The organism is Methanocorpusculum vombati, from assembly GCF_026891935.1.
GTDB lineage: Archaea > Halobacteriota > Methanomicrobia > Methanomicrobiales > Methanocorpusculaceae > Methanocorpusculum > Methanocorpusculum vombati.
In genome coordinates this window covers 17,754-42,879 of the sequence record NZ_JAPTGC010000005.1, presented here as the reverse complement: position 1 = coordinate 42,879, position 25,126 = coordinate 17,754, and the positions used below count along the sequence as shown (strand labels likewise).

Genomic DNA, 25,126 nt, shown 5'->3' with positions numbered 1-25,126 from the left:
GACAGTTTCCCGGAGGAAATGCCCGGGGTTCCTAAAGAAGTACCAGCAAAGCAAAGACAAAAGCAGATCGTCTCGCATTATTTCCGTACATATGCAAAAGGAAACTGACAGATTGAACCATTCCCGATATCGATATAATGTATCCGGAACCAACCGATACCTCAAAAGTTGAAGCAGAGATAACAGCTATGGCAGTATTACAGAAAATCCCTCCAGAAAATAAGATAATCTCTCTTATTGGAGCTGAAGCATTTTCGTATTGGGCGAAAATATGTCTTGAAATCAACTTGCTCTATGACATGGATACGATCTGGAGTGACGGCGGGAAAAAGTGGAAATACGAATATAAGTACCGGCGTGGCGGGAAAACCTTGTGCGCCCTGTATGCGCGACAGGACTGCTTCGGCTTTATGATTATTTTTGGACAGGACGAAAGAAAAAAAGTTGAAACCATCAGAAATGATCTCTCAGCCCGAACGATGGAATTATACGACACCGCCGATACCTATCACGACGGCAAATGGGTTATGTTGAACGAATCTGTTCCGATAGATGACATACTCACGCTTCTGAAGATAAAACGAAAACCGAATAGGACGTTTGCCAAATAACTTCCTGATTATCGGGGAGGGAAGCTAACCGCAAAAAGAAGAGACCACCAAATACCAAACTCACCATCTGTATTTTTTCTGCCGAATCTCTTGTGAAATCACATCATCGCAGTAAGTGACTGAATATACCCCTCCAGCAGAGAGATCGTATCCTCACGGGAAACGGCAGAATTGCTTTGTATTTTTTTCCTGAGAGAACTCTGAAAGCTCGCAGTCATTTGGGGTTCATTGAAAAAATATGTTACCGGTTGCTCAATTTTACCGAGAACAAACGCCCCGGTCCGCTCTTTTACCTGCATAACGTAGGGTTCCTCCGGAGAGTGAATCACTGCGTGATAGGCAGGGCACGTCCTGAGAAGACAAATGATCTGCCGCAGATGGGCACAAAACCCCTCAGGTGTATACCACAGAACAGGAACATCTGGATAGGATACACGTGGAATCCGGACTTTTCCCTCCAGTACCATTCCGGGTTCAGGAAGATGAAGAAGGTCATACACCTTACAAAACGACAACTGCTGCAGGATATGGGCAGCCCGATCCTGCACATATGCGAAAAGATCCTCCCGGCCGACACGGCTGCAGCAGTCATTCAGAAAGCCAGGGGGAAATGAGATCTCCGAAAGGTACTCAGGCATCAGATGTATCGTTCCGTTCGTCTCTTCCCACTCCCATAAAATCGTCTTATATGCAGGGTTCGCAGAAAGCACCGAATATTTTTGCATCAGCGGTTTACAGATACTGATGTAATCCTCGAACTCCTTCGTAAAAGCACGTATCGCCTCGGGATCAGTGATATACAAGTTCGGTGCGGCATCAATATTATCCTGAATAGAAAATGAACTGATAGCGGCAGTTTCCGGAGCGATAAACAACGTCCGCCGATAAATCCCGTCTTTTGGTTCCGGACAGTAGTAGGGTTCAATCCTGTCTGTGGTATAGAGAGGAAGCCATCCGCGTATCGCAGCATCCATCTCCTGACCTTTGCGGCTTACCGTATGAATAATTTTAATGTGATTTTCCTTCTGTAACACCCGCATCAGGAGAGTACCCCATTGGCGGAAAAATGCTGGTTCTGTCATCCAGTCCATGTTCTCATCGCTGAACAAAAGCAGCGTCTGGGTACCTTCGTGCCGGAGAATCTCGGTTAAAAATCTGACAACCGCATCCTGTTTTCCTTTGCAGCCGTAGTAGAGCGTGTCCACTGACTGGCAACCGGTCTTTGGTGTTTTCCAGGTATCCACATCTGTCTCCAATGAAGTCTTCTCCCTGACATCGGTTTCGGAAAGCCAGTGCATTAGAATCGTAGCGAGGAAGGCCTTATCCTCAGGGAATGTATCGTTCATTCCGCATGCCTGCATAATGGACTGTTTTTGAAAATCATCGGTAATTTTTTCGGCAAAGAACTCCCCCATGGGCTGCAGTAGATCACTGTTCTTGGGAAGAGGCCGCGAACCGTTCCGGAGACGACAGATGTAGGAGGGGACCACTGATAAGAAAAGTGCCAGAGAGGTATTGGTTGTCTTGGTAATATTCATGAGATTGTCAAGCTTCCGGCAGAACACAATGAACATAACTATGTCATGCCTGCTATATATCAGTTATTTTTCTCGGGAAATGGATGGTTCCAAGAATTCCCGGGATCGTTTTGTCTCAACGATTCTCTGAAAATTTCCGGAAAAAGAAGTCCACCACGACCTCTTTCAGTTCTTTATGGTTTCCCAGTTCAAAATGATCCCCTTCGTAGGAAACCAGTTCCGCCTCCGGAAATCTTTCAGCCATACTCTGTACAGAAGCATACGGGACGATGGAATCGTCCCGCGCTGCAATGATCAGTGCCGGACATTGTACATCGGGAACTGCGATCTGTGGCTGAAACTGTAATACCCGCAGAATGGAGCGTGCCGGAAACAGATTTGTCCAGACAATATGTTTACCGGTTGCACGCTGCTGCAGGGAAAGTGTCAGGACATCATAGCCAAACTTTCTGCCTGTCCTCTTCCATGCTATCTGGTACCCTGGATAAAAATCCGGAGATTCACAGTCGGCGAAGAGATATACCGGGAGTTTCATGGGGATACAGATCGGCGAAAGTCCCAGATGACTACTGATATCGTCCAGCAGAGAGATCAAATACAGCGGCAGGAAAAATCTCACCCCTCTGCCAAGCACGTAACTCTTCGGATCCATACAGGGAATGAAGCATCCGATTCCGGCCAGCTGATGATCCTCTGCTGCGGTTATCATGGTATGCCCGGCAGATACCGACACTCCGCACAGTCCTATCCGTTCTCCGTCAACCTCTGGCAAAGCTCGCATATGGGTGATTGCTGCATGTAAATCCCGTACCTGCTCCCCGGGATCAATCAGATTTCTTAACACACCTTCTGAAAAGGTAAGATTTCTGAAATCAAATGTGTAGACCGCAATCCCCGCAGTAAGTAATGGGCAGATAAACGGCATCAGTCCGGCAAACCGGGGATACCCAAGCCCGTGTACAAAGATAAGTACCGGAGGTTTGTCAACATTGTCGGGAAGATACAAATCCCCGTCACACCACAACCCGTCACTCTGAAACGGCGAATGTACATACCTCATACGTCTCTCTCCTCCAAAAAGAAAAAAAACCGGAATGTCGAACAGACCTCCAGCATTCAGAGTTTGTTGCCGCACTCGGCACAGAACTTCATGCCCGGCATGACCTTCGCTCCGCATTCCGAACAGAATGACTGCCCGAGTTTACTCCCGCACTCAGGACAGAACTTTGTCCCTGTCGGAACCGTATTTCCGCACTTTGGACAGCTGTCCCCCGGCTGTGGGGCAGCCGTAGCGGCAGCAGGCTGCGGGGCCGCGACCGTGGCCGCGGCAGGAACCTGCCCGCCAAACGGTGCGGGCTGTCCTCCTCCCATCCCGCTCATCCCCTGTGCCATCATGTTCCCCATACCAAGCCCTGCTCCCATACCTGCTCCCATCATTGCAAACCCTGCTCCTTCTCCCCCGCCCTGTGCTGCTCCCTCACCGATTCCCTCAATCGCCTTCCCGGACTGATACTGAATATAGTTCACCCCAAGAGCAGACATTGCACCCCGCTTGTTGATCGCTTCCTGCACTTCCTCGGGCATATTGATGTTCAGACCGGTAAACTTCATGATCTTCAGACCGTATATCTCAGTCTCTTTCATGAGTTTTGCAAGGCACAGCTGTTCAATCTCCTGGAGATATGCGGGCATGTCAAGTATCCCCATCTGTTTCTTACTCTTCAGCTCTCCGAGTGTATCGTTGAGGATCATCACAATCTGATCTTTCAGCCAGGATACAATCTCTTCTGAAGTTGTCAGGCCTTTTGTTCCGATAAACTCCGTGATCGTCAGAAGCGGATCTGTTACTTTATAGGAGAACTGCCCAAACATCCGTAACTGTACAACACCGAAGTCGGTGTCCCGGAACGCCAGCGGCTGATTTGTACCGAACTTATCCCGGAACTCCCGTTTCTGTACCCAGAAAAACTCTCCTATCTGTACGTTTCCCACCAAGGTTCCCGCAATATTTTTCAGAACAGGAAGGTTCTGAGTGGTCAGTGCATACCGGTCAGGCCGATCAAATACCTGCAGTGCTTTTCCATCCCGGAAGAACACCCCGTACTCATCTTCGCGGACCAGTACATTATCGTTCCACATTACATTTCTTGGAAGGCGCCACATCACGTTGTTGCCTTTCTGATCCTCAACCCAGTAGAATCCTTTCCGGGCGTCCGCTCCTTCAATATCTGTTCCGGATCCGATTTTTTCATTGAACTTTGAGAATAACCCCATTAGAATGCACCCATCCCTGCCATTGTCTCAATTCTCTTCTCGAATGCTGATCGCAGTGTACTAAGATCTGATCGTACCTGCCGCAAACAGACTACCGTCTCAGAAAAATCTCCGGAGTCCGCTGCGGTGACTGCTAACTGGGTTGCTGAGGCTGCCGCCGTGATATCATGCAGAAGAGAGAGATCATACTCGTACAGTCCATTGAGATCTGCCTCATCCACACGGTATGCCGGAGAAATGCCTGAGTACCCCTGCTCTGCATGCCGGATACGTGACTCCAGTGTTTTTGTCTGGGAGATAACCGCTGCAATATCGTTCATCAGGTCAAGCTCGAGATTGTTTCCGGCTGTTTCCCGAACCGATTCCAGTCCCGAAAGAACATTGGCATTGAGGAAATCCGCTAGCTGCATACGTAGCATGCTGTCTGCTATGCGGACATCTTCACGAAGCCGGTAACCGCGAAATCCCGGTATGGCGAGCTGAAGCTTTTTGATCAGTCCCCGTTCATCCCGTACGCTTTCCCGTAGATCAGTCATAATGCCACCTCTACTTTTTTCCTATGATGTAGACCATTCCCACAACGGCAAGCACAACAATTGTTGCGCCTGCCAACAGGGGAAACGATACTGTTCCACTGGTTACTTTCGGCAGAACATCCCACAGGATCAGAAACACGCCAAGAACAACGCCGGCAGCTCCAGCTCCGGTAATCATGAGATCCTTTCGTCCCATCGCAAAAGAAAGTACGGCGACGAGAAGGCCGGTACCGAGGAAGAATATACCTGCTGATATCATCATGCCAAGTCCGAAGTATCCTGCGAGAATTGCGGTACCCAGCATCAGGATTACTCCGAGCCAGGCTATTTGAAATCGTTTATCTTCTTTCGTTCGCATGATTCACCCCGAGAGTAAATGTTTTTCCGGATTTGTATACCGGCAGATATACCACGCGTGTGGTATGAATGGTAAAGTCGTAATCTAATTCCTGCAGTGTACCGGGAATTTCTGTTTCATACCGGAGGAACAGGAACTCCGCGTTGTCTCCTGCGGTCTCCTTTTCCATGGTCATCAGGGCGCGTGTCCCTCCCCGGAAATCTGGGCTGGACGCGAGCTCCGGCTGATCCAAAGTTAAATCCATGTTCCAGACGCGGGAAACCTCCTCTGGAATTTCAGCGGCGGCACAGACATAAAAGTCCCGTGCCCCCCGCATCTGCCGCTGGTCTTTGATGAACCGGCCGATTTTTCCTCCGGAAATTTTTTCCTTTCTGACCACGGGTTCTGCATGCACAATCCAGAACGGAACATAGATGAGTTCACCTTTTCCTTCTTTGGATACACCGGATATCTGATACGAAACATCGTTCAGGCCTTTTGCTGATTTCGTATACAGATGAATCCTACCGCAGTGAGAACACTGCAGCATCATATCCCGCGTTTTTGATTTGATTGGCGCCCCGCATCCAGGGCATTTGAGTTCTTTGAGAATCATTTCAGTTCACCTCAGGAAAAGTAATCGTGTGTGCCGGTCACCACCGTGTCCACTTTACCGATCGTTGCGCCGTGCGCAATTCCGGAACCTTTCAGGTTGCCCTGAAGGACTTCGTCTCCGTAGCGGAACTGCTGATAACTGTACCAGATGAGTGTCGCCGCAACGAAGAGGAGAGGAACGGCAAAGCCTGCGGTATCTTCCCCCATTCCGATAAAACCGATTCCCGCACCTGCCAGTGCTCCGGCAATGGTTCCTCCTCCTCCGGCATACCGACCCTGCCGTTTCACATTTCCAGGAGCACGACCGGAGACTATTTCACCGGTGATGCCGTCAACGGTTGCAAAGTAGCTGCGATCCTGATAGATATACCGGACAATCCAGAACGGATAGTACACCTTGGTGAATCCTTTGGGGAAACAGAATCCTTTGGAGAAGGTAACGTTATCCATTGTCCGTTTGCCGTCATCAATTGCTTCGGCGATAATTGCCTCACAACCATTCTGATAGCTGTCGTCTTTGGAAAGGGTGGCAGCAAATGTTACCATATCCCCTTCATCGAAGCTGACCGCTTGGGCTTTGTCTGGAATCCTGATGGAATCAATCCCGAGATCTCCCGGCATGCAGGCAATGTCATTGTACACATACTCACGGTTGATGAGTGCTTCACGGGGAGTTCTTCTCGTATGTCCGTCACCATCCTTATGCTCTTCGTATCCACAGACACAGGCTTTTCCCCGGGAGATCAGACGCCAGAACGGGAGGTAGATCGGATATATTTCTGCAATCTCTGTATCTTTGTTTAAGTTTTCGGCCATTGCACCGTATGTCATCCAGTTTTTGACAGATTCTTCTGCCTCTTTTGTGGTGACAGTGAGTTTATACATCACCTGTGCAACTCCTTCTTCTGCATCCAGAGAGAAAACCGAGTCACAGTATTTACACAGGGCAAGGCTTTCCCCTTCCTCACACAGGATCTGTCCGCCGCAGGAGGGGCAGGTCATAGTTACCAGAAGTTTTGCTGTTTCACTCATTTTGCCGGCTCCGTAACTTTTTGTACAAGCTTTGTTCCAAGAATATTACCGGCAAAAAATCCCGCAATAACCAGTACGAAAAAGACAGGATTAACCAGAATACCAAGGAATCCGCCAAAAAGACCGAGAGCTGCGGCAAGTCCCATCACGGAGAGATAGGATCCGGAACTTCTTCCCGGGAACGGGCCAGGGTACACATCCCCGGAAGACCCATCAATAACCAGTCCATAGGTTTCTTCTTTGAAGGTGTAGGTGATTTCATACACCGGGAAGTACACGATTGCCTGATCCAGAGCTTTTCCGGGAAGTTCCGGGAGATACGAGTCTATGCTGAGATCCGGAATCAGGATCTCCGCCCCGTCAGTTGATGCGGCGCTGTCGAATACTATCAGATTTCCGGGTGGAATGCTGAGATTTTGCATGCCGGGCAGTGTTGTTCCTTTTGCTGGTTTCACTATGATCTGTTCTTTGTCCTTCACCTGCCGGCGGAACCGAAAGACCGGGAAATATTCTTTTGTAAACTTTGTAATCACAGCATCGTGTTCCAGTTCTTTTGCCATTGTCGGCCCCGCGGACCAGCGTTTGAATATTCCTTTTGCTTTTGTTTCGTCAATCGCGAAAGGCACTAGATAGAAGAAGAGTGCAGAACTTCTGTCAATGTAGGTGGTGGTCTGACAATATTGGCAGGCGGCAATATGTGTCCCGGGTTTCACCTCAAGTCCGGCACCACATTTCGGACAAGTAAATTGTGGCATACAATATACTTTGATCGTGCAGCAATTGAATGTTCTGTCACAAATTGTGACAAAACAATGTTGTAATAGTTACTGAGTTTACATAAACCACAACTTCAAAAATAATTGTTATATGTAAGAATAAGTTCAAAAAATAGTTATGAAATTATTGTGGTTTGTCCCGCCCGTCTCCGGGCGGAGGTAAAAACCCACATGAGAAAAAAAGCTGGCCGATCAGCTGCAGCCCGACCATCCGCAGTGCTTGCAGATGCCCATGTTGCATCCCTCGCCGAAGTCCAGCGGCTCGCCGCACTCCGGACACGGATTCCCCTTCTTCGTTCCGGGCGTCACCGTCTCCACCGTCCAGTTGTCCAGCGTTGTGATCGCCTGATTCGTCGCCGCAAGCTCAATGCACTTGCCGACCACATCCGCACAGGACAGACCCTCCGAGTTCTTATTCCGCAGCGCCGAAATACAGCTCACCTTCGCAAACTGCTTCACAAACTTCTCGTACGGCACACCATTCTGCAGACCCGTGCTGATACTTCTGCCGAGTGCATTGCTGCTTGCCTCGCATCCTGCGCCCACCGTCCGGATGAATACCTCCATCGGCTTTCCGTCCAGCGTGTTCACCGTAATATACAGACGGCAGCATCCCGACTGGGCCAGGAATGTTCTGCCGTCCAGCTCACGCGGGCGGGAGAACAGGGGCTGCACAACCTTCGGCTCCGGAACAGCCGCAACCTCCTCCTTCTTTTCCTCCTTCTTCTCCAGCGCCAGCACCACATCCTCCCGAGAACCGGTACGGTACAGCGTCATACCCTTGATGCCCTCCTTCCATGCAAGAAGAACCGCGTCCGCCACATTCTCCTTCGTAGCTGCAAACGGCATATTGATCGTCTTTGAGATCGACGCATGCACATGCTTCTGGAACACCGCCTGCATCAGCACATGATCCTTCCACCGGATATCCAGTGCCGTCTTAAACACCGCACGGAACGCATCCGGCAGCCACAGAACATCCTGCACCGACCCTGTCTCATGTACATGACTGATAACCTCATCGCGCTTCGCCTCGGCTTCCGCACCGGTAAAGCCCAGTCCTGCAATTACGCGGCGCAGCTCCGACTCGAAGTACGGATGCACCATGATAAACGTCTTACCGACCGTGTTCCGGCGCGTGTACGCATACGAAAACACCGGCTCAATACCCGATGAACATCCTGCAAGCAGTGAAATGGTCCCTGTCGGGGCAATCGTCGTAAGAGCAGCGTTGCGCATAACCTTCCCCTGCGTGTCCCAGACAGACCCCTCATATGCCGGGAACGTTCCCTTCTCCTTTCCAAGCCGCTCCGACTCCTCCGTTGCCACATCATTGATGCGGGTCATAACCTCCTCACAGAAGTTGCGGCCTGCCTCCGAATCGTACGGAATGCGGAGCATCAGCATCGCATCGTGCACACCCATCAGACCAAGGCCGACTTTCCGGGTGCGGTTCGTCGCCTCCTTGATCTGCTCAATCGGGAATACATTCTTCGTGATGACCGCGTCTAAAAACCGGACCGCCATCCGCGTCATCTTATCCAGCGCATCATAGTTCACCCCGTCTGCGCGGATGAACTTCGCGAGGTTGATACTTCCCAGAACACAGGACTCAAACGGCAGCAGCGGCTGTTCACCGCACGGGTTCGTCGTATCGATCGGCCCCAGCTGCGGCGTCGGGTTCTTCTGGTTAATCGTATCATAGAACAGAATACCCGGCTCACCGTTCTTCCAGACCCCTTCCACAATTCCGTCCCAGATCTCACGGACCGTTACCGACTCGCCTTCGGTCGTCTTCAGCCACTCGCGATCCAGATCGCCTGCGGCAACGGCTTTCATGAACTCATCGTTCACCATCACCGAGATGTTGAAGTTTGAGAAGTCTCCCTCTTTTGCCTTGCTTCTGATGAACTTCATGATGTCCTTGTGCCAGACATTCAGAATGCCCATGTTCGCACCGCGCCTGCGTCCGCCCTGCTTGATCACGTCCGTTGCCGCATTGAAGACACGCATAAACGACACCGGGCCGGACGCAACACCGTCCGTCGAACGGACCGGCGAGCCTTCCGGTCTGAGGTGGGAAAAGTTGTAGCCGGTACCGCCGCCCGACTGGTGAATAATTGCGCCCCAGCGGATGGCATCAAAAATCTCCGGCAGGGAATCATTCACCGGCAGCGTAAAACAGGCGGACAGCTGTCCGAGCGGTGTTCCCGCGTTCATCAGCGTTGGCGAGTTCGGGAGAAATTCGAGGTTCATCATCGCCTCAAAATATTCCTTCGTCTCCTCCGGTGTTTCGCCGAGGGCATCCGCCACACGCCGGCACACATCCTCAAAGGATTTTTCGCCGACGCGGTAGTAGCGTGCGGCAAGGATACTGTCTACAACTGAGTCCGCCATCATATCAACCTGATAATATTAGTACAATTTTCATTTTGCCGGAGGAAAAGGGGAATATCCATACGGCTGGGTGCAGAGTACTTACCAAGTAATTAGCGAGCACGATTATTAACTGTTAACATTCGGGGGCCGGAGGGTAAATCACAACTATTAATGAGATGCACACCGACTTTCTAAAGAATTATGGTTGTTCCCGAAAAGGTATTTTTCACCAGGGGATGCGGCGTCCACAAAGACAAGCTGGTATCCTTTGAAATGGCTCTCAGGGATGCGGGACTGGCCCCGTACAACCTCGTAACCGTTTCCTCCATCATGCCCCCGGATGCCGAGATCATCTCCCGCGAGGAAGGTCTTCCCCGTCTTTCTCCGGGTGAAATTGTCTACTGTGTCATGGCGCGGACGGAAACAAATATTCCGGGTCAGAACATCGCCGCAGCCGTTGGTCTTGCGGTCCCGGAGATCCACGGAAAACAGCACGGTTACCTCTCCGAGTACCATGCCGCAGATATCACCGGTCACGAGTGCGGTGAGTATGCCGAGGATCTTGCGGCGACGATGCTTGCAACCATCATGGACATCCCGTTTGATCCGGAGACCGCATGGCAGGAGCGCGAACAGGTGTACCTCGCAAGCGGCAAGATCATCAAAACCAGCCACCTTTCCGCGTCTGCAACCTGCGGTGCGGACGGGAGATGGTCGACCGTTGTTGTTGCCGCGGTCTTTATTCTGCCGTAACCTGCTCTTTCATTCCGGGTTCCGGTGTGTATCCCCGCATACGGGGAACGGGGAACTTCGGAATTATGTTGCATAGTATGAGGGAGAGTATTCTTTCTCCGTTTTTTTTTGAACCGGTCGTGTTGTTTGCACTGCATTCGATCCTCTGTCACGTGACAGCGGCATATTTTTCTGATGAATGTGTTCAATCAATCGACAGATTTATCTTTTTCAATCCGAATGTATCTTCAAATACGAGTATCTATTGTGTTGCTGTGGGTGTGTTCTTACGCAGCAGTTGGATGAGAGCTGGTTAAAAATGATTAATGAAAACTACATACAAAGCACTTCCCGGGTATCGGGTCGTCTGCCTGTTTCGCTGAGGAGAGGAAAAGTTCTCATGAATAAACGTTATTTTGGTACGGCAATTTTCGTATCATTTGCAGTCCTGATGATGCTGTTGTTTGCCGTGACACCTGCGGCGGCGGATGAGACTCCCTCTACCGTATCAGAGTATGGATATATTGATGACGGGTACATCCCGCCTGACAGTGATCAGGATATCGGCACGGTTGTACCCGGACTGTCACTACCCGCTGAATACCTCCTGAACCAGAACCTCCCATTACAACATCAAGGAACCTATGGTACCTGCTGGGCATTTGCGGCAACAACTGCTGCTGCTTCCGATCTGATGACGAAGGGGTTTCCTTATGTGAATTTTTCAAAACACCAGTTTGCCTACTTTACCTATCAGCGTGATGATATCACCAATATGACACCTATTGCCGGGCTGGAAGGTCTGAAAGGAGACAGGATTATTCCCAACTATAACCGTGCACTTGCAGAACATCCGAATTATATGGGTCTCGGCGGATATCAGACGACTGCAGCATTCACTCTTGCATCGTGGACAGGACTCGCTGACGAGACATCCGCACCTTACAGTGACGTAGACACGAACCGGGGGCTGCCTACGAGTCTGGCTGTTGATGCAGACACCTATATTCTGGCAAACGCGGCCTGGATGAATATGCAGGATAGACAAGAGATAAAATACATGCTTTATACCCAGGGTGCCGCAGCTGTTGAGATAAATGTGAGTGAGATATACAGGATACCCTGCAGTGATGGATGTCCTGCCCTTTATTGTAATGACGATGTCCCCGCCAATCACGCGGTCACGTTAATCGGATGGGATGACAACTTTGCGGCAAGTAATTTTAACAACAATCCGGGGGAGGACGGGGCATGGCTGATTCAGAACTCATGGGGCATTTGCGACGAATCATATATCTGGGTATCGTATTGTGATAAAGCCCTGTGCGAGGCATATTTCTATGACATGGTCCCGAAAGAGACGTATGAGAAAAATTATCAGTATGACGGAGGTGCATCACGTAATGTCAGGTGCTATTCGGGATCTTCAAACGCAGCAATGGCTAACGTCTTTACCGCGTCAGGCTCTGACAGAATTGATGCAGTCTCTTTCTTTACCAACAATTCAGATGTGAATTACGGGATTGCAATCCACACCGGTTTGACAGATGCCTCAGATCCGACTTCGGGTACACTGAGAACATATCAGTCAGGAAAACGGCAGTTTGCAGGATATGCAACAATCCCTCTCACCGAACCTGTGGAACTTATTGAAGGTCAGACATTTTCCGTGGTAATTATATTGTCTAAAGAATCCCGTAAAGCGGGCGAAGAGTTATGGATTGTTGTTGATACTACTTCCGGTACTCCTGAGGACAGTTTCCGTTCCGAGACGTATGCAGAACCCGGTCAGAGTTTTAGCAGTTCAGATGGAGCGTCTTGGTATGATCTGTCACAGGATCATTCTACAAATGTACGGGTAAAAGCATTCACCAACTCTTACGTTCCTGCATCCTCCGGAAACGCGATCAAAGAACCGTCCGTGTCAACCAGAGACGAGTATACTTCCGGCTGGTATCAGGACGAAGACGGTACCAACGCATGGAACTTTTTTGATGAAGCTATCGACGATGACATGACACAGTATCCCAAGTGGGCGGGTGTCAGTACAGCGCCGCCGACACCTACCGCTGCAGATGTCCAGCCGACCCGGACACCTGTTCCTGCATGCGGAGTGATCGCGAGTCTGCTCGCCGTGGCAGTTCTCCTGCGGAGAAAGGAATAACTCTTTTTTCGGTGAGGTTTCCAAGGGAGTCATCGGGACGTTCTTTTCCGGGAAATGAATGCAAATTCGTTGTTCGTGTACTTCGCAGGCGGCGTTACAATCAAGGGAAAACTATGGCAGTCAACAAACAGAATTACCTACAACATTGGTTCAGGACACAGAACTAAATCCGAGCAGCACTAATACTCCTCACACATGTGCGGTATCGCAGGCATCGTCGCAAACTTCGAGGTTTCGGGTTCATTGTACTGGGCACTGTATGCACTTCAGCACCGCGGGCAGGAAAGCGGGGGAATTTCCACATACGATAACGGAACAGTCCACAAATACAAAGGATACGGTCTGGTTTCCGAGATATTCACAAACGACATTCTGCAAAGCCTCTCCGGAAAAACCGGACTCGGCCATGTCCGGTATCCGACCACCGGCGGATCGAAACCGGAGAATATTCAGCCGTTCAACTTCCTGTTTCGCGGTCACTCCCTTTCCATTGTCCATAATGGAAATCTGGTCAACACCGACGAGCTGCGCTATGAGTATGAAGGCCGCGGTCATATCTTCTCCACCACCTCCGACACCGAGGTGATCGCCGCAATTCTCGCAAACGAGATCATTCACGGTCACACCGTCGGCGAAGCCATCAGCTTCTGCATGCGGAGTATTCGCGGATCGTATGCGGTCATCTTCATGCTGGACGGCGTTCTCTATGCATTCCGCGATCCGCTCGGCATCAAGCCGCTTTGTCTCGGGGAGTTTGAAGACGGCGGGCACATTGTCGCATCAGAAAGTGTGGCTCTTGACGCGGTTGGTGCAAAACTTCTCCGCGATGTTGCTCCGGGAGAAAGCATCCGCCTCAAAGCAGACAATGTGTACCCGCGGCAGATCATGACGGCAAAGTCTCCCGCCCACTGTGTGTTTGAGTACATCTACTTTGCTCGCGCCGACTCGGTGATCGACGGCATCTCGGTCTATGACGTCCGGCAGAAGACGGGATCACTTCTCGCCGGTGAGTCTCCTGTCGTTGCTGACATAGTTTCACCGGTTCCGGACTCCGGCACTGCCGCTGCCACCGGCTATGCGGCGGCATCAGGTATCCCGTTCCGGGAGGCACTGATCAAGAACCGTTACACCGGCCGCACCTTTATCATGCCAACACAGGCAAAACGGGAGATGGCTGTCCGGATGAAACTGAATCCGGTCCGCGGTCATATCACCGGAAAATCCGTGGTACTGGTGGATGACAGCATTGTCCGGGGCACGACCTCGCGCCGTATTATCGCACTCGTTCGAGAGTTCGGCGCAAAGGAGGTACATCTCCGCGTGGCGTCCCCGCCGATTATTGCGCCGTGCTATCTGGGTACCGACTTCCCGACGCGTGAGGAACTGATCTCCCATCACAAATCCGTCGGGGCAGTCCGGGAAGCAATTGAGGCAACAAGCCTTGCCCACATCTCTCTGGAAGGGCTGGTCGAGGCTATCGGCATTCCGTGCAGTCATCTCTGTACCGGGTGCCTGACAGGAAAATACCCGGTTGCAATCGACGGTGAGGAAGAGGAATCCCACGGCATTGAGATGATCGATCCTTACAAAAATCCTGACCTGTAACTTTTTTTTTACAGATGCTGTTTTTGATGCCGTCAAAACAATTCCGAACGGCATGCTGTTTTCAGGTTTAAAAAAATCTAAAAAGGAAAATTGGGGGGTTTTGAGAGTGGTACGTGTGTGTCATTAACCGTTTTGGGGGGTGGATATTGTATTGGGGCAGACCCGCAAACTCCCGCACGTTGGCTGGTGTGTAGGTGTGTGTGTGATGAGGTGTGTGGTGTGGTCAGTCGTTGCCGGACTTCTGTGGTGTGGTGTATCCGGTTGAACGGTGACTGCATGGAATCACGTACGTTTTTTTTCTTGCGTTTGTTCCACAGGTCTGTCTGCATCCGGTGTTGTTGGCACCGGATGCTACTATACTATTCGCATCAATATTATTTAAATTTATTCGTCATTGCATGGCATTGATGTTGGGCGAAGTGGCCACGCCATGAAGAAAGCATTATAGTCGTCGAAGGCAAATAAATGAGTAATGAACGAGTCGGCAGGCGATTTTTCCGATATTCTTTCTCTTCTCAAGGACAATCCCCGCGGGATGTCAGTCACGGAGATCGCAGAGGCCGCTCACCTGAACCGCAACACCATCGCACGCTACATGGATACGCTTCTTGTCTCCGGGCAGGTAGAGATGCGAACGTTTGGCAAAGCAAAAGTTTTCTTCATCTCCAAACGCGTCCCGGTCTCTGCAATGCTGAATCTCTCCTCGGAGATGGTGCTGCTGGTTGACGGGGATCTTCGCGTCATTCAGGTAAATGAGGCGCTGCTCTCCTTTTTGTCCGTAACCTCCGACGAGATTACCGGCTCCCTCATCTATGAAGGCCCTGCAAAACCGCTCTGCAGTGACATGCTCACGGATCAGATCCGCCATGCCATTCGCGGAGAGACCGTCCGGGGTGAACTGCGGATATTCCGGAATAATCAGGAGTATTATCTGGATCAGAAGATCTATCCTATGGTTCTCGCCGACGGAAAACCGGGTGTCACCGTCGTCCTCGATGACATCACCGAACATGTCCGCGCAGAGGCTGCTCTGGAACAGAGTGAAGCAATGTTTCGCAGGCTCGTTGAAACGGTGCAGGACTGTATCTGGTCGGTGGATGAACATGCGATCATCCGCTATATCAGTCCGCAGATTACCACCATCTGCGGCTACTCCCCCAACGAGATGTTCGGCAGACGGTTCTCCGATTTCATGCCTCCCGGTGCCGGAGTACGATTTTCCTGGGAACTCACCGCCGAAATATCCCGTGAGAGCGGATTCACCCTGCTTGAGTTTCCGTTTATCTGCAAAGACGGGACCCGCATCTACTGCGAGTTCTCCGGAACCCCCGTGGTTCTTGACGAGGAGTCAAACATGTTCCTCGGCTATAACGGGGCTCTGCGCAACGTCACGGATCGCCGAAATGCCGAGCAGGGCGTCAAACGGTGGAAGCTGTTCCTTGACGGTGTCATGGATAATATTCCGGGCATCATCATCGTAACCGATGTGAAAACAAATTCCATCGTCTATTCCAACCTTGCCGCAGAACAGTTTCTGCACATGAGCCGGTCCGAGATCCGGAGTCTCACCTCCTCCAAACTTCTCTCCCGTCTTGGTTCCGGTCACCTGATCGACGCCCATGATCAGGTGAAGGCGTTCCGTAAACCGGTCAACGTCCCCGAGGATCGCGTCGAGGTGGACGGGACGGTTCATTACATCTCCGCACGCGTGCTGCCGATGGTTCTTTCCGCGGACCGCGAGTATCTGCTGACGATGGCAACCGACATCTCCGATGAAGTCGCGGATCGGAATCGTCAGCTGCTGACGCGGGAACTTGCGTTTGTGCTGGAAGGCATTTCCAGTACACAGGAGATCTGGGGGCCGGCAATGGAGATGCTGCCGAACATCAGCGGATTTGAAGCGGTCGCCGTGTATCAGCGGAGTATTTTTGACGACTACGTTCTGTTCATGTCCCGGAAAGGACGGTTTGCTCCGGCAATTCCCCGCGACTCGATTGTGGATCGCATTGTCCGCAAAGGTGAGCCGGCAATCTTTGACCAGTACCGGATGGGGCTGTTTCTGGAAGGAACCCTCGCCATCATGGACAATGCCGCATCCCTTGTTCTCATGCCGATTGTACACGAAAGCAGAACGGTTGCCTGTATTGTGCTTGGTTCAACCGCGCCGCAGCTGCCGGATACCGTGCTTCGCGGCATTCTGATGTCAACGGCATTCCAGATCAGTACGGTTGCTTCCCGCTGTCTGTTACAGGAGAAACTTCAGCGGGAACGCGATCGTACCCGGAGTTATCTGGATGTCGCGGGAGTTATGCTGGTTGTTGTTGGTCGTGACGGAGTAATCGAGATGATTAACCGGTACGGCGCAAAACTTCTCGGATACACCGAGGCTGATCTGATCGGCAGGAACTGGTTTGAGATGATCGTTCCGGATACCGTGCGGGAAAGTCGGCTTGCGGCGTTTGAACAGATGGTGTCCGGAATGCTGAATGTTGAGGATCGGGTGTATCACGGTCCGGTACGTTGCAGTGACGGCACGGTAAAATCGATACGGTGGCGGAACTCCCTTCTCCGGGAAGAATGCGGAAGCGTTGCCGGTGTCGTCTCTTCCGGAGAAATCATCCCGGAAGAGGAAAACCGCTGAAGGGTATTTTGTAACCCTGTCGAAAAGTACGGGACCGCGCGAATCTCCCCTGTTTTCTGTTTTTGCCGGGAGCTGTCCGCCCTCATCTCAGTTCTGAGCTGAAACAATTTTCCAGGAATCTGTATCATCCCATGCATTTCCGGATAATTTGTAATCGGAATGTGGGTTGGATTTATTTTTACAAAAAAAAAATAGATGTGTTTTCAAACAGCATTGTAAGTCAAAACATTTTTAATAGAATATTGGCAATATACAGTCATAGTAGTAAGATACGTTATGATCAAGAGCGACGTACATCGAAATAGTGGGCTCTGCAGGTGTGGTAGAAACAGAATCCTTTTGGTACTGGTGCTGATGACCTTCGCTGTCATCCTTTCCTCAGGATGTCTTAACCTGGGCAGTACAGACATCCCTGAAACAGAACCTGCTGATCTGCCTGCCGATCTCAATACAGCTATCCTTGACTTTTCGCAGGATGTATCCGATCTGGACCGTGTCATTTCCATAGATCTCTACAATCTTGCGGAAGAGTTCAGTGGCGCAGATACGGATACGGACCGGGAAAATATTGCCCTGAACTATTATGCAAAGAATCCATGGATGAGCAACCTCGTCTATTACAATGCGGTAAGCGACGAATTCATTGGCGTGCCCGTCACGATAGCCGAAGAAAATAGAAACTTTTTACCGACCCCGACCGAGCAGATGTTTCAGTCATCCGGCGGAACCATACATTACAGCGCAGTGTTCAATCCCGACAAAGGATATCAGGAACTCGACACCGCCGCAGTTCATGACGGAAACGGAACCTACATCGGATACTTCATCATTCTCTACGATTTCTACGCCATACTGAACCAGCACCCGATGATGATCCACAAAGAGAAATCATACGCTGACTACATCCTCTTTGTTGTCGATGAATCTGACGGAAAAGTAGTGTACGCATCAAAACCCGAAGCAACTGGTGTCATAATCTCCGAAAAATCTCCGTATTATGATGATCAGGCACTCATTCTCCCCGAGACAGACAAATCAGGAGCGTACAAATATACCAGCCGGGCATTCTATACCTACAACTCCGGTCTCACCACCGAAAAAATAACCGCATGGAAAAACATCCCTGCATACAAGAGAACCTACAAAGTCTATCTCATACAGGAACTCAACAAGCCTCCGTTAACAACGGAGAAGGTATTTGCCCCCGCAACAGCGGAGACCATAGACAATGTGATCGACCTGTTTGTATTCTCGTCAAACTTCGGAAAAGAGGCTGCCATTGCACGGGTAAATGCCCAGCACTATTCAACACCTATCTATATCCTTGACATGGAAGGAAAGGTACTTGCATCGCCGTACAAAGGTCAGACTGGGCTGAACTTCCTCAACAATCGCGGTGCATACGGATATGCCTACACCAAGGGAATGGTGAACACCGTCCTTCACGGAGGAGGTTTTGTTTACTACGCATACCCGATCGAAGGGACCGTAACATCCAATGCAGCCCAGTTCAGTAACTCCTATGTTCTTCCTCTCGATGACGACTGTTTTGTTCTCGGGTACTTCTCTGCCGATACCGATGTCCTCATTGTTGACCAGCAGAAGAGAGAGGATGTTGTATCGGTTTCCCGGGAGATCATCAGACGTGCAATAGAGGAAGGTGTCGACAGTGTTGCGTATGAGATCAACACCGCCAGCAGATCAGATGCAGGATACTTTGTTCCTTCTATTCAATCGGAGATAAACGAGATTTCCATAATGGATTTCAACGGGTTTGTGTATGCTTCCATTAAGAACCCCGCTACTGTCGGAGAGGTTGTAATGGATTATGTTGATGTGTACGGCGGTTCGACCACCAGAAAAGAGATCATGCTTGCAAAGTCATACGGGGGATTCATGGTTGATCTGACTGCAAACAAGACACGGGACGGATACGTCGATTTATGGCTCTTATCGGTAGAGCCGATCGGTGAAGAGAAATTTGTTCTTACGTCCGTTTTAATCGGAACGTATGAAGATCTGCTGACCCCCTACTACGAGGTTCGATAGTTATGAAAAAGAAAATTATAATCGGAATTTTACTTCTCGCTGTACTCATGATCATGTTCACCGCGGGATGTGTTGACAGTACCAGCAAACAAGCCTACGTCATCGGCGTCGATACGGCCATGTCTCCCTGGGAGTACATCGACAAGGACGGCAATCCCCAGGGCATCAACATGGATCTGATCGAAATGATTGCAGCAGATCAGGGATTCAGTTACACGTATTATGTTCCGGAGAATGCCGGCTGGGAAATGGCTCTTGTCAACGGCAAAATTGATACCATCGGCGCAGTTGTCATTACTCCCGAGCGTGAAGACAAGTATGTATTCGTTGAAATGCCGTTTGAGCCAACCAGTTATCTGGTGATCGCACGTGCCGATTCGGGACTGACGCTCGATGATGTTTTAGCCGGAAACGCAAGCATAGCCGTTTTTGATAACAGTGTCTATGTTGAGTGGCTGAAGACTCATTTCGGTGATGCGTATAATACGATGGTTGCTGACGGAAAAATCATTATAAAAGTTACTGCCGATGAACTTGCATTTTCCGTTCTTTCACGTGAGGCGGATGCAGCAATTGCGGGTACGATGACACTGGGAAGCCAGCTGAATACGTATCAGCCGCTGAAGTTCCTAGGATTTGTCGGGGAACCGAAGAGCATCGGGTTTATCATGAGAAAGAATGAGACCGATCTGTATCAGAAACTGACCGCCGGATTCGAAAATATCCAGCAGACCCCTGAGTTTGCCGATCTCGTCAAAAAATACAACCTCCAGTACCGGAAGGATATCTACACCGTAGGAATCGATGAGTCCAATGAGCCGTGGACGTATGTCGGAGCTGACGGAAACTACACCGGGTTCGACATTGAAATGGTTACGTGGATTGCGGAGCAGGAAGGTCTGGACATTACATTCAAACCGACTTCATGGAAGAGAAACCTCAATGAGATCGTCACCGGCAACCTTGATATGTGGGCAAGCTCTATGGGAATTACCGACGACCGGCTCAGGTATGTTGCGTTCTCCAATCCGTATTATATTTCCGGCATTGGTGTCGCGGTACGACCCGACAGTCCGCTTACGAAAGATGATTTCGAGAAGGCCGACGCAAAGATTTCCGTGGTGTATGAAAGTACCTATTCCAGCTGGCTTGAGAAGCATCTGGGAACCGATGTGTACAATCGGAAGATAAAAGACGGATCAATTGCGCTGGTGGCCGATCACAGCGGAATGGTTGCAAAGTTAACCTCAGGTGAGGTTGATTTCATTGTTGTGGGAGATGCACAGATGAAGGCTGCTGCCAGTAAGGCCATAATGAAGCCGGTCTTTATCGACGAGGGTGTTGAGGAGTTTGGTATTGCCATGAGCAACGGAAACTTTGTTCTCCAGAGTCTTATCAACGACGGTATTTCCAAGTTTATCAGTTCGGGAAAGTCTGCCGAGCTGCAGAAGAAGTACGGGGTGTAACAAAAAAGAACAGGGAGTAAGAAACCCTCTCCGGTAATTTTTTTGAAAGATTTTCTGCACAAAAACCGGCATGAAAAAATGCCGGAGGTTACTTCGGCACCACCATCGGCAGATTATTGTGCATCACAATATCGACTGCAATGCCGTACACCGCCTCGATCATGTCCGCCGTAACACCGCTCCGGTCACATGCCGCATAGATTTTTCCGTCCTTCATGAATAAGAACCGGTCGGCAAACCGCAGGGCGAGATTGAGATCATGCATCGTCATAATCGTTGCCACGTTATGATGATCCACCACGTCACGGATGACGCGGAGAATTGCCATCTGCCGGCAGAGATCCAGCGCCGATGTCGGTTCATCCAGCAGAAGGACCGACGGCTCCTGTACAATTGCCCGGCAGATGCAGACCCGCTGCAGTTCGCCGCCGGAGATCTCATCGATGTAGCGCAGCTGCATCTCGGCAAGACCGAGACGCCGCAGGGCGTCTTCCACGATTTCATAATCCTTCTCCGTTACCTTCCAGCCGAGATGCGGCTTTCTGCCGAGAAGCACCGTGTCAAACACCGTCATCCGTGCCGACTCATTGCGCTGGGCAACATATCCCACGTTTCGTGCAATCTCTGTGCCCGACATCCTGGTAAGGTCCATCTCCTCCAGAAGAATTGCTCCCGTCTTGGGTTTCAGGATCAGGTTCATACACTTCAGAAGTGTGGACTTGCCGACACCGTTCGGTCCGAGAATCGCAAGAATTTCTCCCCGGGCAACGCCTACCGTGATGTCCTGTAAAACCGGATCGGATCGGTACTCAAAATCTACGCCTTCCACCGTGAGGATCGCTTTTCCGGGGGTGTTTCCGTGATGCTCGTGCGGCACGTCATGCGAATGCTCGTGGATATGCGTGTATCCTTCGATATGCGAGTGTTCGTGGACATGGTGTCCGTGATGCTCTTTGTGCTCGGGATATTCTTCCTTCACATCCGCCGCCCCCTGATGATGAGATACAGAAACACCGGCGCTCCAAGAAACGCCGTGAGAACCGCGACCGGCAGAACATGCGGCGCGATCATAGTACGTGCGACCGTGTCTGAGATCAGCAGCAGTACCGCACCGCAGACGAAACTTCCCGGAATCAAAAACCGGTGGTCGTCACCGATTACCCGCCGCACCATGTGCGGACAGACCAGTCCGACAAATCCGATGACGCCGAGGAATGCCACGACCACCGCACTGATCACGGATGCTGCTATCATGCCGAAGAGCCGGGTCCGTTCCACGTTCACGCCGAGACCGCGTGCGGTCTCGTCTCCCGCGTCGATTGCATTGTAATCCCAGCGTTTGAACAGGATGTAGGCAAACGCCGCTACCACCACAGCCGTGATGATACCAAGCTCCATCCAGCTGGATCGCGATACGTCGCCGAACTGCCAGAACACAATGGATGCAAGCTTTGTGTCGTCCACGAAGTACTGAATCGCCATCAGCCCGGCACTGAACAGGGAACTGATCGCAACGCCTGCGAGTACCATCGTCTCCGGTGTTGCCGACCGCATCTTTGCAATCAGCAGGATGATCACGGTCGTCAGCATGCTGAAGAGGAATGCACAGATGGTTGTCAGATACGGGTTATTGACGACGACGGCGTCGGCGATGCTGCTGCCGGTCGTTCCTGCGCCGAACATCAGAATACCAATCGCAGCACCGAACGCTGCGGCATTGGAAAGACCGAGCGTGAACGGTGATGCAAGAGGATTTCTAAGAATCGACTGCATGGCAACACCGGCAATGGCAAGGCCTGCACCTGCAACAACTGCGGTCAGTGCCTGCGGGATTCTGATGTTCCAGATGATACGTTCATACAGTCCTGTTCCCTGACCGCCGAGAAGGGTTGCAAGAATGTCGGGGATCGGAATGGATACCGCTCCGACCGACACCGACACAAAGAACATGATGACTGCAAGGACAATGCCTGCGAGGATCAATGTAATTTTTCTTCCCACATAGGCCCGGTAGTGCTCCGGGGCAGATCTGTTTTCCCGCTGCATAGATACTCCGTTACAGGAGAGGAATCTCCAGTTTCGTGAACGACAGGTTGTTCACATTCGCGTTCAGCTGTTCGTACACCGGAGCACCGACCACGAACCGGTAGATCTCATCGGCCTTTGCTGCCGGATCGATGTCGGCGAACTGTTCGGGATAGAGAACTTTGCCGATGTAATAGGCATCCGCAAGGATAGTCTCATAGTTTGCACCCATCGAAGTATGGGGCAGAACCGCATACACCTCCCCTGTCTGTACGGCGGTCATTGCGTTGTAGGAGGGATCGGTCGAGAGTTCCACAATCGATCCGCCTCCCGCTGCGGTCAGCGTTGCAAGGTCCACAAAGATGATGTCCGGGTTCCAGGCAAGAATCTGTTCCTTGGCAACTTTTGCATTCTCCGTCGTGCCCGTGCCGGTATCCGCCCCTGCGGCAGTATTCCGTGCGTTAAGGTAGCGGAACGGCAGATAGTTCGGCTGGGTGGAATAAAATCCGTGTGATCCGGAGTATGCAACTCCTCCCACATACAGCGTCGGTTTTCCTTCGTCGGGAATGTCCTTTGTCCGGCTGGCGAGATCCTCTCTGATTGCATCAAAGTATTTCAGAATCTCTTCGGCCCGTTCCTCTTTGCCGAGTACTTTTCCTAAGAGCCGCAGGTTTGCGGCGAACTCGTCCGGTTTTGTGCCGGGATCATACTGCGCGTACAGCACGACAGGAATTCCGGTCTTTGCGGTAAGTTCATCCGCTTCGCCCGCAAGATCGGTTCCGCTTACACTCTTGAGGATCAGGTCGGGGGATGCGGCAAGCAGCCGTTCGGGATCGATCTGCCCTTTGGCGGTTCCCAGCGTCGGAAGGTTCCGCAGTCCGGGGTTTGCAAGACCGTACGGACGGAGGTCGGAGGTCTGTGTTGTTTTTCCGTCCTGACTGTCAACCGCAACGACACGGTCCAGGGCCCCAAGGTAAGCAACAAGCCGCGTTGATCCGGATCCGGACACGGCGATCCGCTGCGGGTCGGCGGGTATGACAACCTCACGCCCGGCGACATCGGTTATGGTGATAGTTTCAGTTTCATGAGGGTCTGACGGCTGAATACATCCTGCTGTGAGACATACGGTGATCAGCACAAGCAGGATACCAATACTCATTATTTTTTTCATGGGGTCACAACTCAAGTTTCTGGTAAGATAGCCCGTTTACATCTTCTTTCAGCTGTTCATAGACGGGGGCACCTACTACATAGGTATAAATCTCGTCTGCTTTTTGTTCAGGGTCTATGTCGGCGAACTGTTCCGGATAGAGAATTTTACCTACATAGTATGCATTGGCAAGTGTGGTCTCGTAGTTGACAACATAACTGGTATGCGGGTTGACCGTATACACATCTCCATTTCGAACCGCTTTCATATTCCGGTACGATGGATCATTCTTCAGTTCCGTCACAGCACCGCCTTCGGCAGCCTGAATAGTGGCGAGATCAACAAAGATTATGTCAGGATCCCAAGCAAGAAGCTGTTCTTTTGCGATCTGTACATATCCGATACTTTCCGATGTTCCATAGCCGCTTACGATGTTTTTCGCTTCGAGTATAGTGAACGGGTAGTAGTATGGGTTTGTCCCATCCATGCCGTGAGATCCCCGATAAGAGACACCACCAATGTAGACAGTGGGTTTTGCATCTTCTGAAATGTTCGGAATGCGTGACTGAAGGTCAGTAGTGATGGAGTCAAAGTAGGCTATGAGATCTTCAGTACGCTGTTCTTTGTGGAAGATTTTTCCTATCATACGGAAGGTGTCCTGGATTTTATCTTTATCAGTGATGTAATCGCCTGTGTAGAACATGACTACTGGGATTCCAGTTTTATCCTGAATTTCATCGGCATTCTCTCTTGTCGCAGTGAACATGGAGAGGAAGAGAACATCGGCACCTGAGGATAGAAGTTTTTCGGGATCCACTTCGTGTGTCTGGGAGCCAAGAGCTGGAATTGTTTGAATCTCTGGGTGTGCGTGAATATAGGGGCGCATTTCTCTGGAGGGTTTGTTGAGCATGCTGTCTCCATAGTCTACAATAACAACTCTGTCCAGCTCGACGTTCAGATAAACGAAATACCTGAGAGCACCCGAACCACTGACTGCAATCTTTTGAGGATTATCCGGAATCGTTACTTCACGACCTGCCGCATCGGTGATCGTTATGGTGTCGCCGGTATTTTCTGTACCTGTCGTTCCCACACATCCCGATGAGATGCAGCAGATGAGGAGAATCATACAGGTAATTCCAAGAAGAGAGTAGTTTTTCCAGCCTCTGTCCATAAAAGTATGTCTTCGCCCACAG

General features: G+C 50.8%; 20 protein-coding genes. 7 read left to right on the top strand and 13 right to left on the bottom strand.

Features of this window, described 5'->3' with window-relative positions; translation table 11 throughout:
- Window positions 1–188: 188 nt before the first annotated feature.
- Entirely contained in the window at window positions 189–611 is a 423-nt protein-coding gene (locus tag O0S09_RS04510; RefSeq protein WP_268922771.1) for a DUF3788 domain-containing protein, read from the top strand.
- 98 nt (window positions 612–709) lie between these two features.
- Here the strand turns inward: O0S09_RS04510 and O0S09_RS04505 are convergent, their stop codons facing one another.
- The 9 genes from O0S09_RS04505 to O0S09_RS04465 form a co-directional block, all read right to left on the bottom strand.
- On the bottom strand, window positions 710–2,185 hold the full coding sequence (locus O0S09_RS04505) for a hypothetical protein (protein WP_268922769.1): 1,476 nt from the start codon (window positions 2,183–2,185) through the stop codon (window positions 710–712).
- A gap of 79 nt (window positions 2,186–2,264) precedes the next feature.
- Window positions 2,265–3,209: an alpha/beta hydrolase gene (locus O0S09_RS04500; RefSeq protein ID WP_268922767.1), complete on the bottom strand. Its 945-nt coding sequence runs from the start codon at window positions 3,207–3,209 to the stop codon at window positions 2,265–2,267.
- Between the two features lie 56 nt (window positions 3,210–3,265).
- Window positions 3,266–4,423: an SPFH domain-containing protein gene (locus tag O0S09_RS04495; RefSeq protein ID WP_268922766.1), complete on the bottom strand. Its 1,158-nt coding sequence runs from the start codon at window positions 4,421–4,423 to the stop codon at window positions 3,266–3,268.
- A complete protein-coding gene (locus O0S09_RS04490; protein ID WP_268922765.1) occupies window positions 4,423–4,959 on the bottom strand; it encodes a hypothetical protein in 537 nt (178 codons plus the stop codon). Before O0S09_RS04490 ends, O0S09_RS04495 begins: the two co-directional genes overlap by 1 nt.
- Before the next feature lie 10 nt (window positions 4,960–4,969).
- Window positions 4,970–5,263, bottom strand: a complete 294-nt coding sequence (locus O0S09_RS04485) for a hypothetical protein (protein WP_268922764.1) — start codon at window positions 5,261–5,263, stop codon at window positions 4,970–4,972.
- A gap of 34 nt (window positions 5,264–5,297) precedes the next feature.
- Complete coding sequence (locus O0S09_RS04480) at window positions 5,298–5,912, bottom strand: TFIIB-type zinc ribbon-containing protein (protein WP_268922763.1); 615 nt, start codon at window positions 5,910–5,912, stop codon at window positions 5,298–5,300.
- Window positions 5,913–5,923: 11 nt separating this feature from the next.
- Window positions 5,924–6,943, bottom strand: coding sequence for a hypothetical protein (locus tag O0S09_RS04475; RefSeq protein WP_268922762.1), 1,020 nt, complete (start codon window positions 6,941–6,943; stop codon window positions 5,924–5,926).
- Window positions 6,940–7,698, bottom strand: a complete 759-nt coding sequence (locus O0S09_RS04470) for a TFIIB-type zinc ribbon-containing protein (RefSeq protein WP_268922761.1) — start codon at window positions 7,696–7,698, stop codon at window positions 6,940–6,942. Before O0S09_RS04470 ends, O0S09_RS04475 begins: the two co-directional genes overlap by 4 nt.
- A 213-nt stretch (window positions 7,699–7,911) precedes the next feature.
- Window positions 7,912–10,119, bottom strand: coding sequence for an adenosylcobalamin-dependent ribonucleoside-diphosphate reductase (locus O0S09_RS04465; RefSeq protein WP_268922760.1), 2,208 nt, complete (start codon window positions 10,117–10,119; stop codon window positions 7,912–7,914).
- A gap of 180 nt (window positions 10,120–10,299) precedes the next feature.
- Between O0S09_RS04465 and O0S09_RS04460 the strand changes: the two genes are divergently transcribed.
- The 6 genes from O0S09_RS04460 (at window position 10,300) to O0S09_RS04435 (ending at window position 20,755) form a co-directional block, all read left to right on the top strand.
- Window positions 10,300–10,851 (top strand): pyruvoyl-dependent arginine decarboxylase, encoded by a 552-nt coding sequence (locus O0S09_RS04460; protein ID WP_268922759.1) that lies wholly within the window; start codon window positions 10,300–10,302, stop codon window positions 10,849–10,851.
- 379 nt (window positions 10,852–11,230) lie between these two features.
- Window positions 11,231–12,994: a lectin like domain-containing protein gene (locus tag O0S09_RS04455; protein WP_268922758.1), complete on the top strand. Its 1,764-nt coding sequence runs from the start codon at window positions 11,231–11,233 to the stop codon at window positions 12,992–12,994.
- Window positions 12,995–13,189: 195 nt separating this feature from the next.
- Window positions 13,190–14,599, top strand: coding sequence for an amidophosphoribosyltransferase (gene purF / locus O0S09_RS04450; RefSeq protein WP_268922757.1), 1,410 nt, complete (start codon window positions 13,190–13,192; stop codon window positions 14,597–14,599).
- Window positions 14,600–15,071: 472 nt separating this feature from the next.
- Complete coding sequence (locus tag O0S09_RS04445) at window positions 15,072–17,240, top strand: PAS domain S-box protein (protein ID WP_268922756.1); 2,169 nt, start codon at window positions 15,072–15,074, stop codon at window positions 17,238–17,240.
- Between the two features lie 339 nt (window positions 17,241–17,579).
- Window positions 17,580–19,289: a cache domain-containing protein gene (locus O0S09_RS04440; protein ID WP_268922755.1), complete on the top strand. Its 1,710-nt coding sequence runs from the start codon at window positions 17,580–17,582 to the stop codon at window positions 19,287–19,289.
- Window positions 19,290–19,291: 2 nt separating this feature from the next.
- Window positions 19,292–20,755, top strand: coding sequence for a substrate-binding periplasmic protein (locus O0S09_RS04435; protein WP_268922754.1), 1,464 nt, complete (start codon window positions 19,292–19,294; stop codon window positions 20,753–20,755).
- 88 nt (window positions 20,756–20,843) lie between these two features.
- On the opposite strand, the gene O0S09_RS04430 is transcribed toward O0S09_RS04435, so the two are convergent.
- Genes O0S09_RS04430 through O0S09_RS04415 form a run of 4 tightly spaced genes read right to left on the bottom strand, consistent with a single transcriptional unit; the run spans window position 20,844 to window position 25,104 of the window.
- The gene (locus O0S09_RS04430) at window positions 20,844–21,734 is read right to left on the bottom strand and encodes an ABC transporter ATP-binding protein (RefSeq protein WP_268922753.1); all 891 of its coding nucleotides are present in this window, start codon (window positions 21,732–21,734) and stop codon (window positions 20,844–20,846) included.
- Window positions 21,731–22,801, bottom strand: a complete 1,071-nt coding sequence (locus O0S09_RS04425; protein WP_268922752.1) for a FecCD family ABC transporter permease — start codon at window positions 22,799–22,801, stop codon at window positions 21,731–21,733. Before O0S09_RS04425 ends, O0S09_RS04430 begins: the two co-directional genes overlap by 4 nt.
- A 10-nt stretch (window positions 22,802–22,811) precedes the next feature.
- Window positions 22,812–23,951, bottom strand: a complete 1,140-nt coding sequence (locus tag O0S09_RS04420; RefSeq protein WP_268922751.1) for an iron ABC transporter substrate-binding protein — start codon at window positions 23,949–23,951, stop codon at window positions 22,812–22,814.
- Between the two features lie 4 nt (window positions 23,952–23,955).
- Window positions 23,956–25,104 (bottom strand): ABC transporter substrate-binding protein, encoded by a 1,149-nt coding sequence (locus O0S09_RS04415; RefSeq protein ID WP_268922750.1) that lies wholly within the window; start codon window positions 25,102–25,104, stop codon window positions 23,956–23,958.
- Window positions 25,105–25,126: the final 22 nt, after the last annotated feature.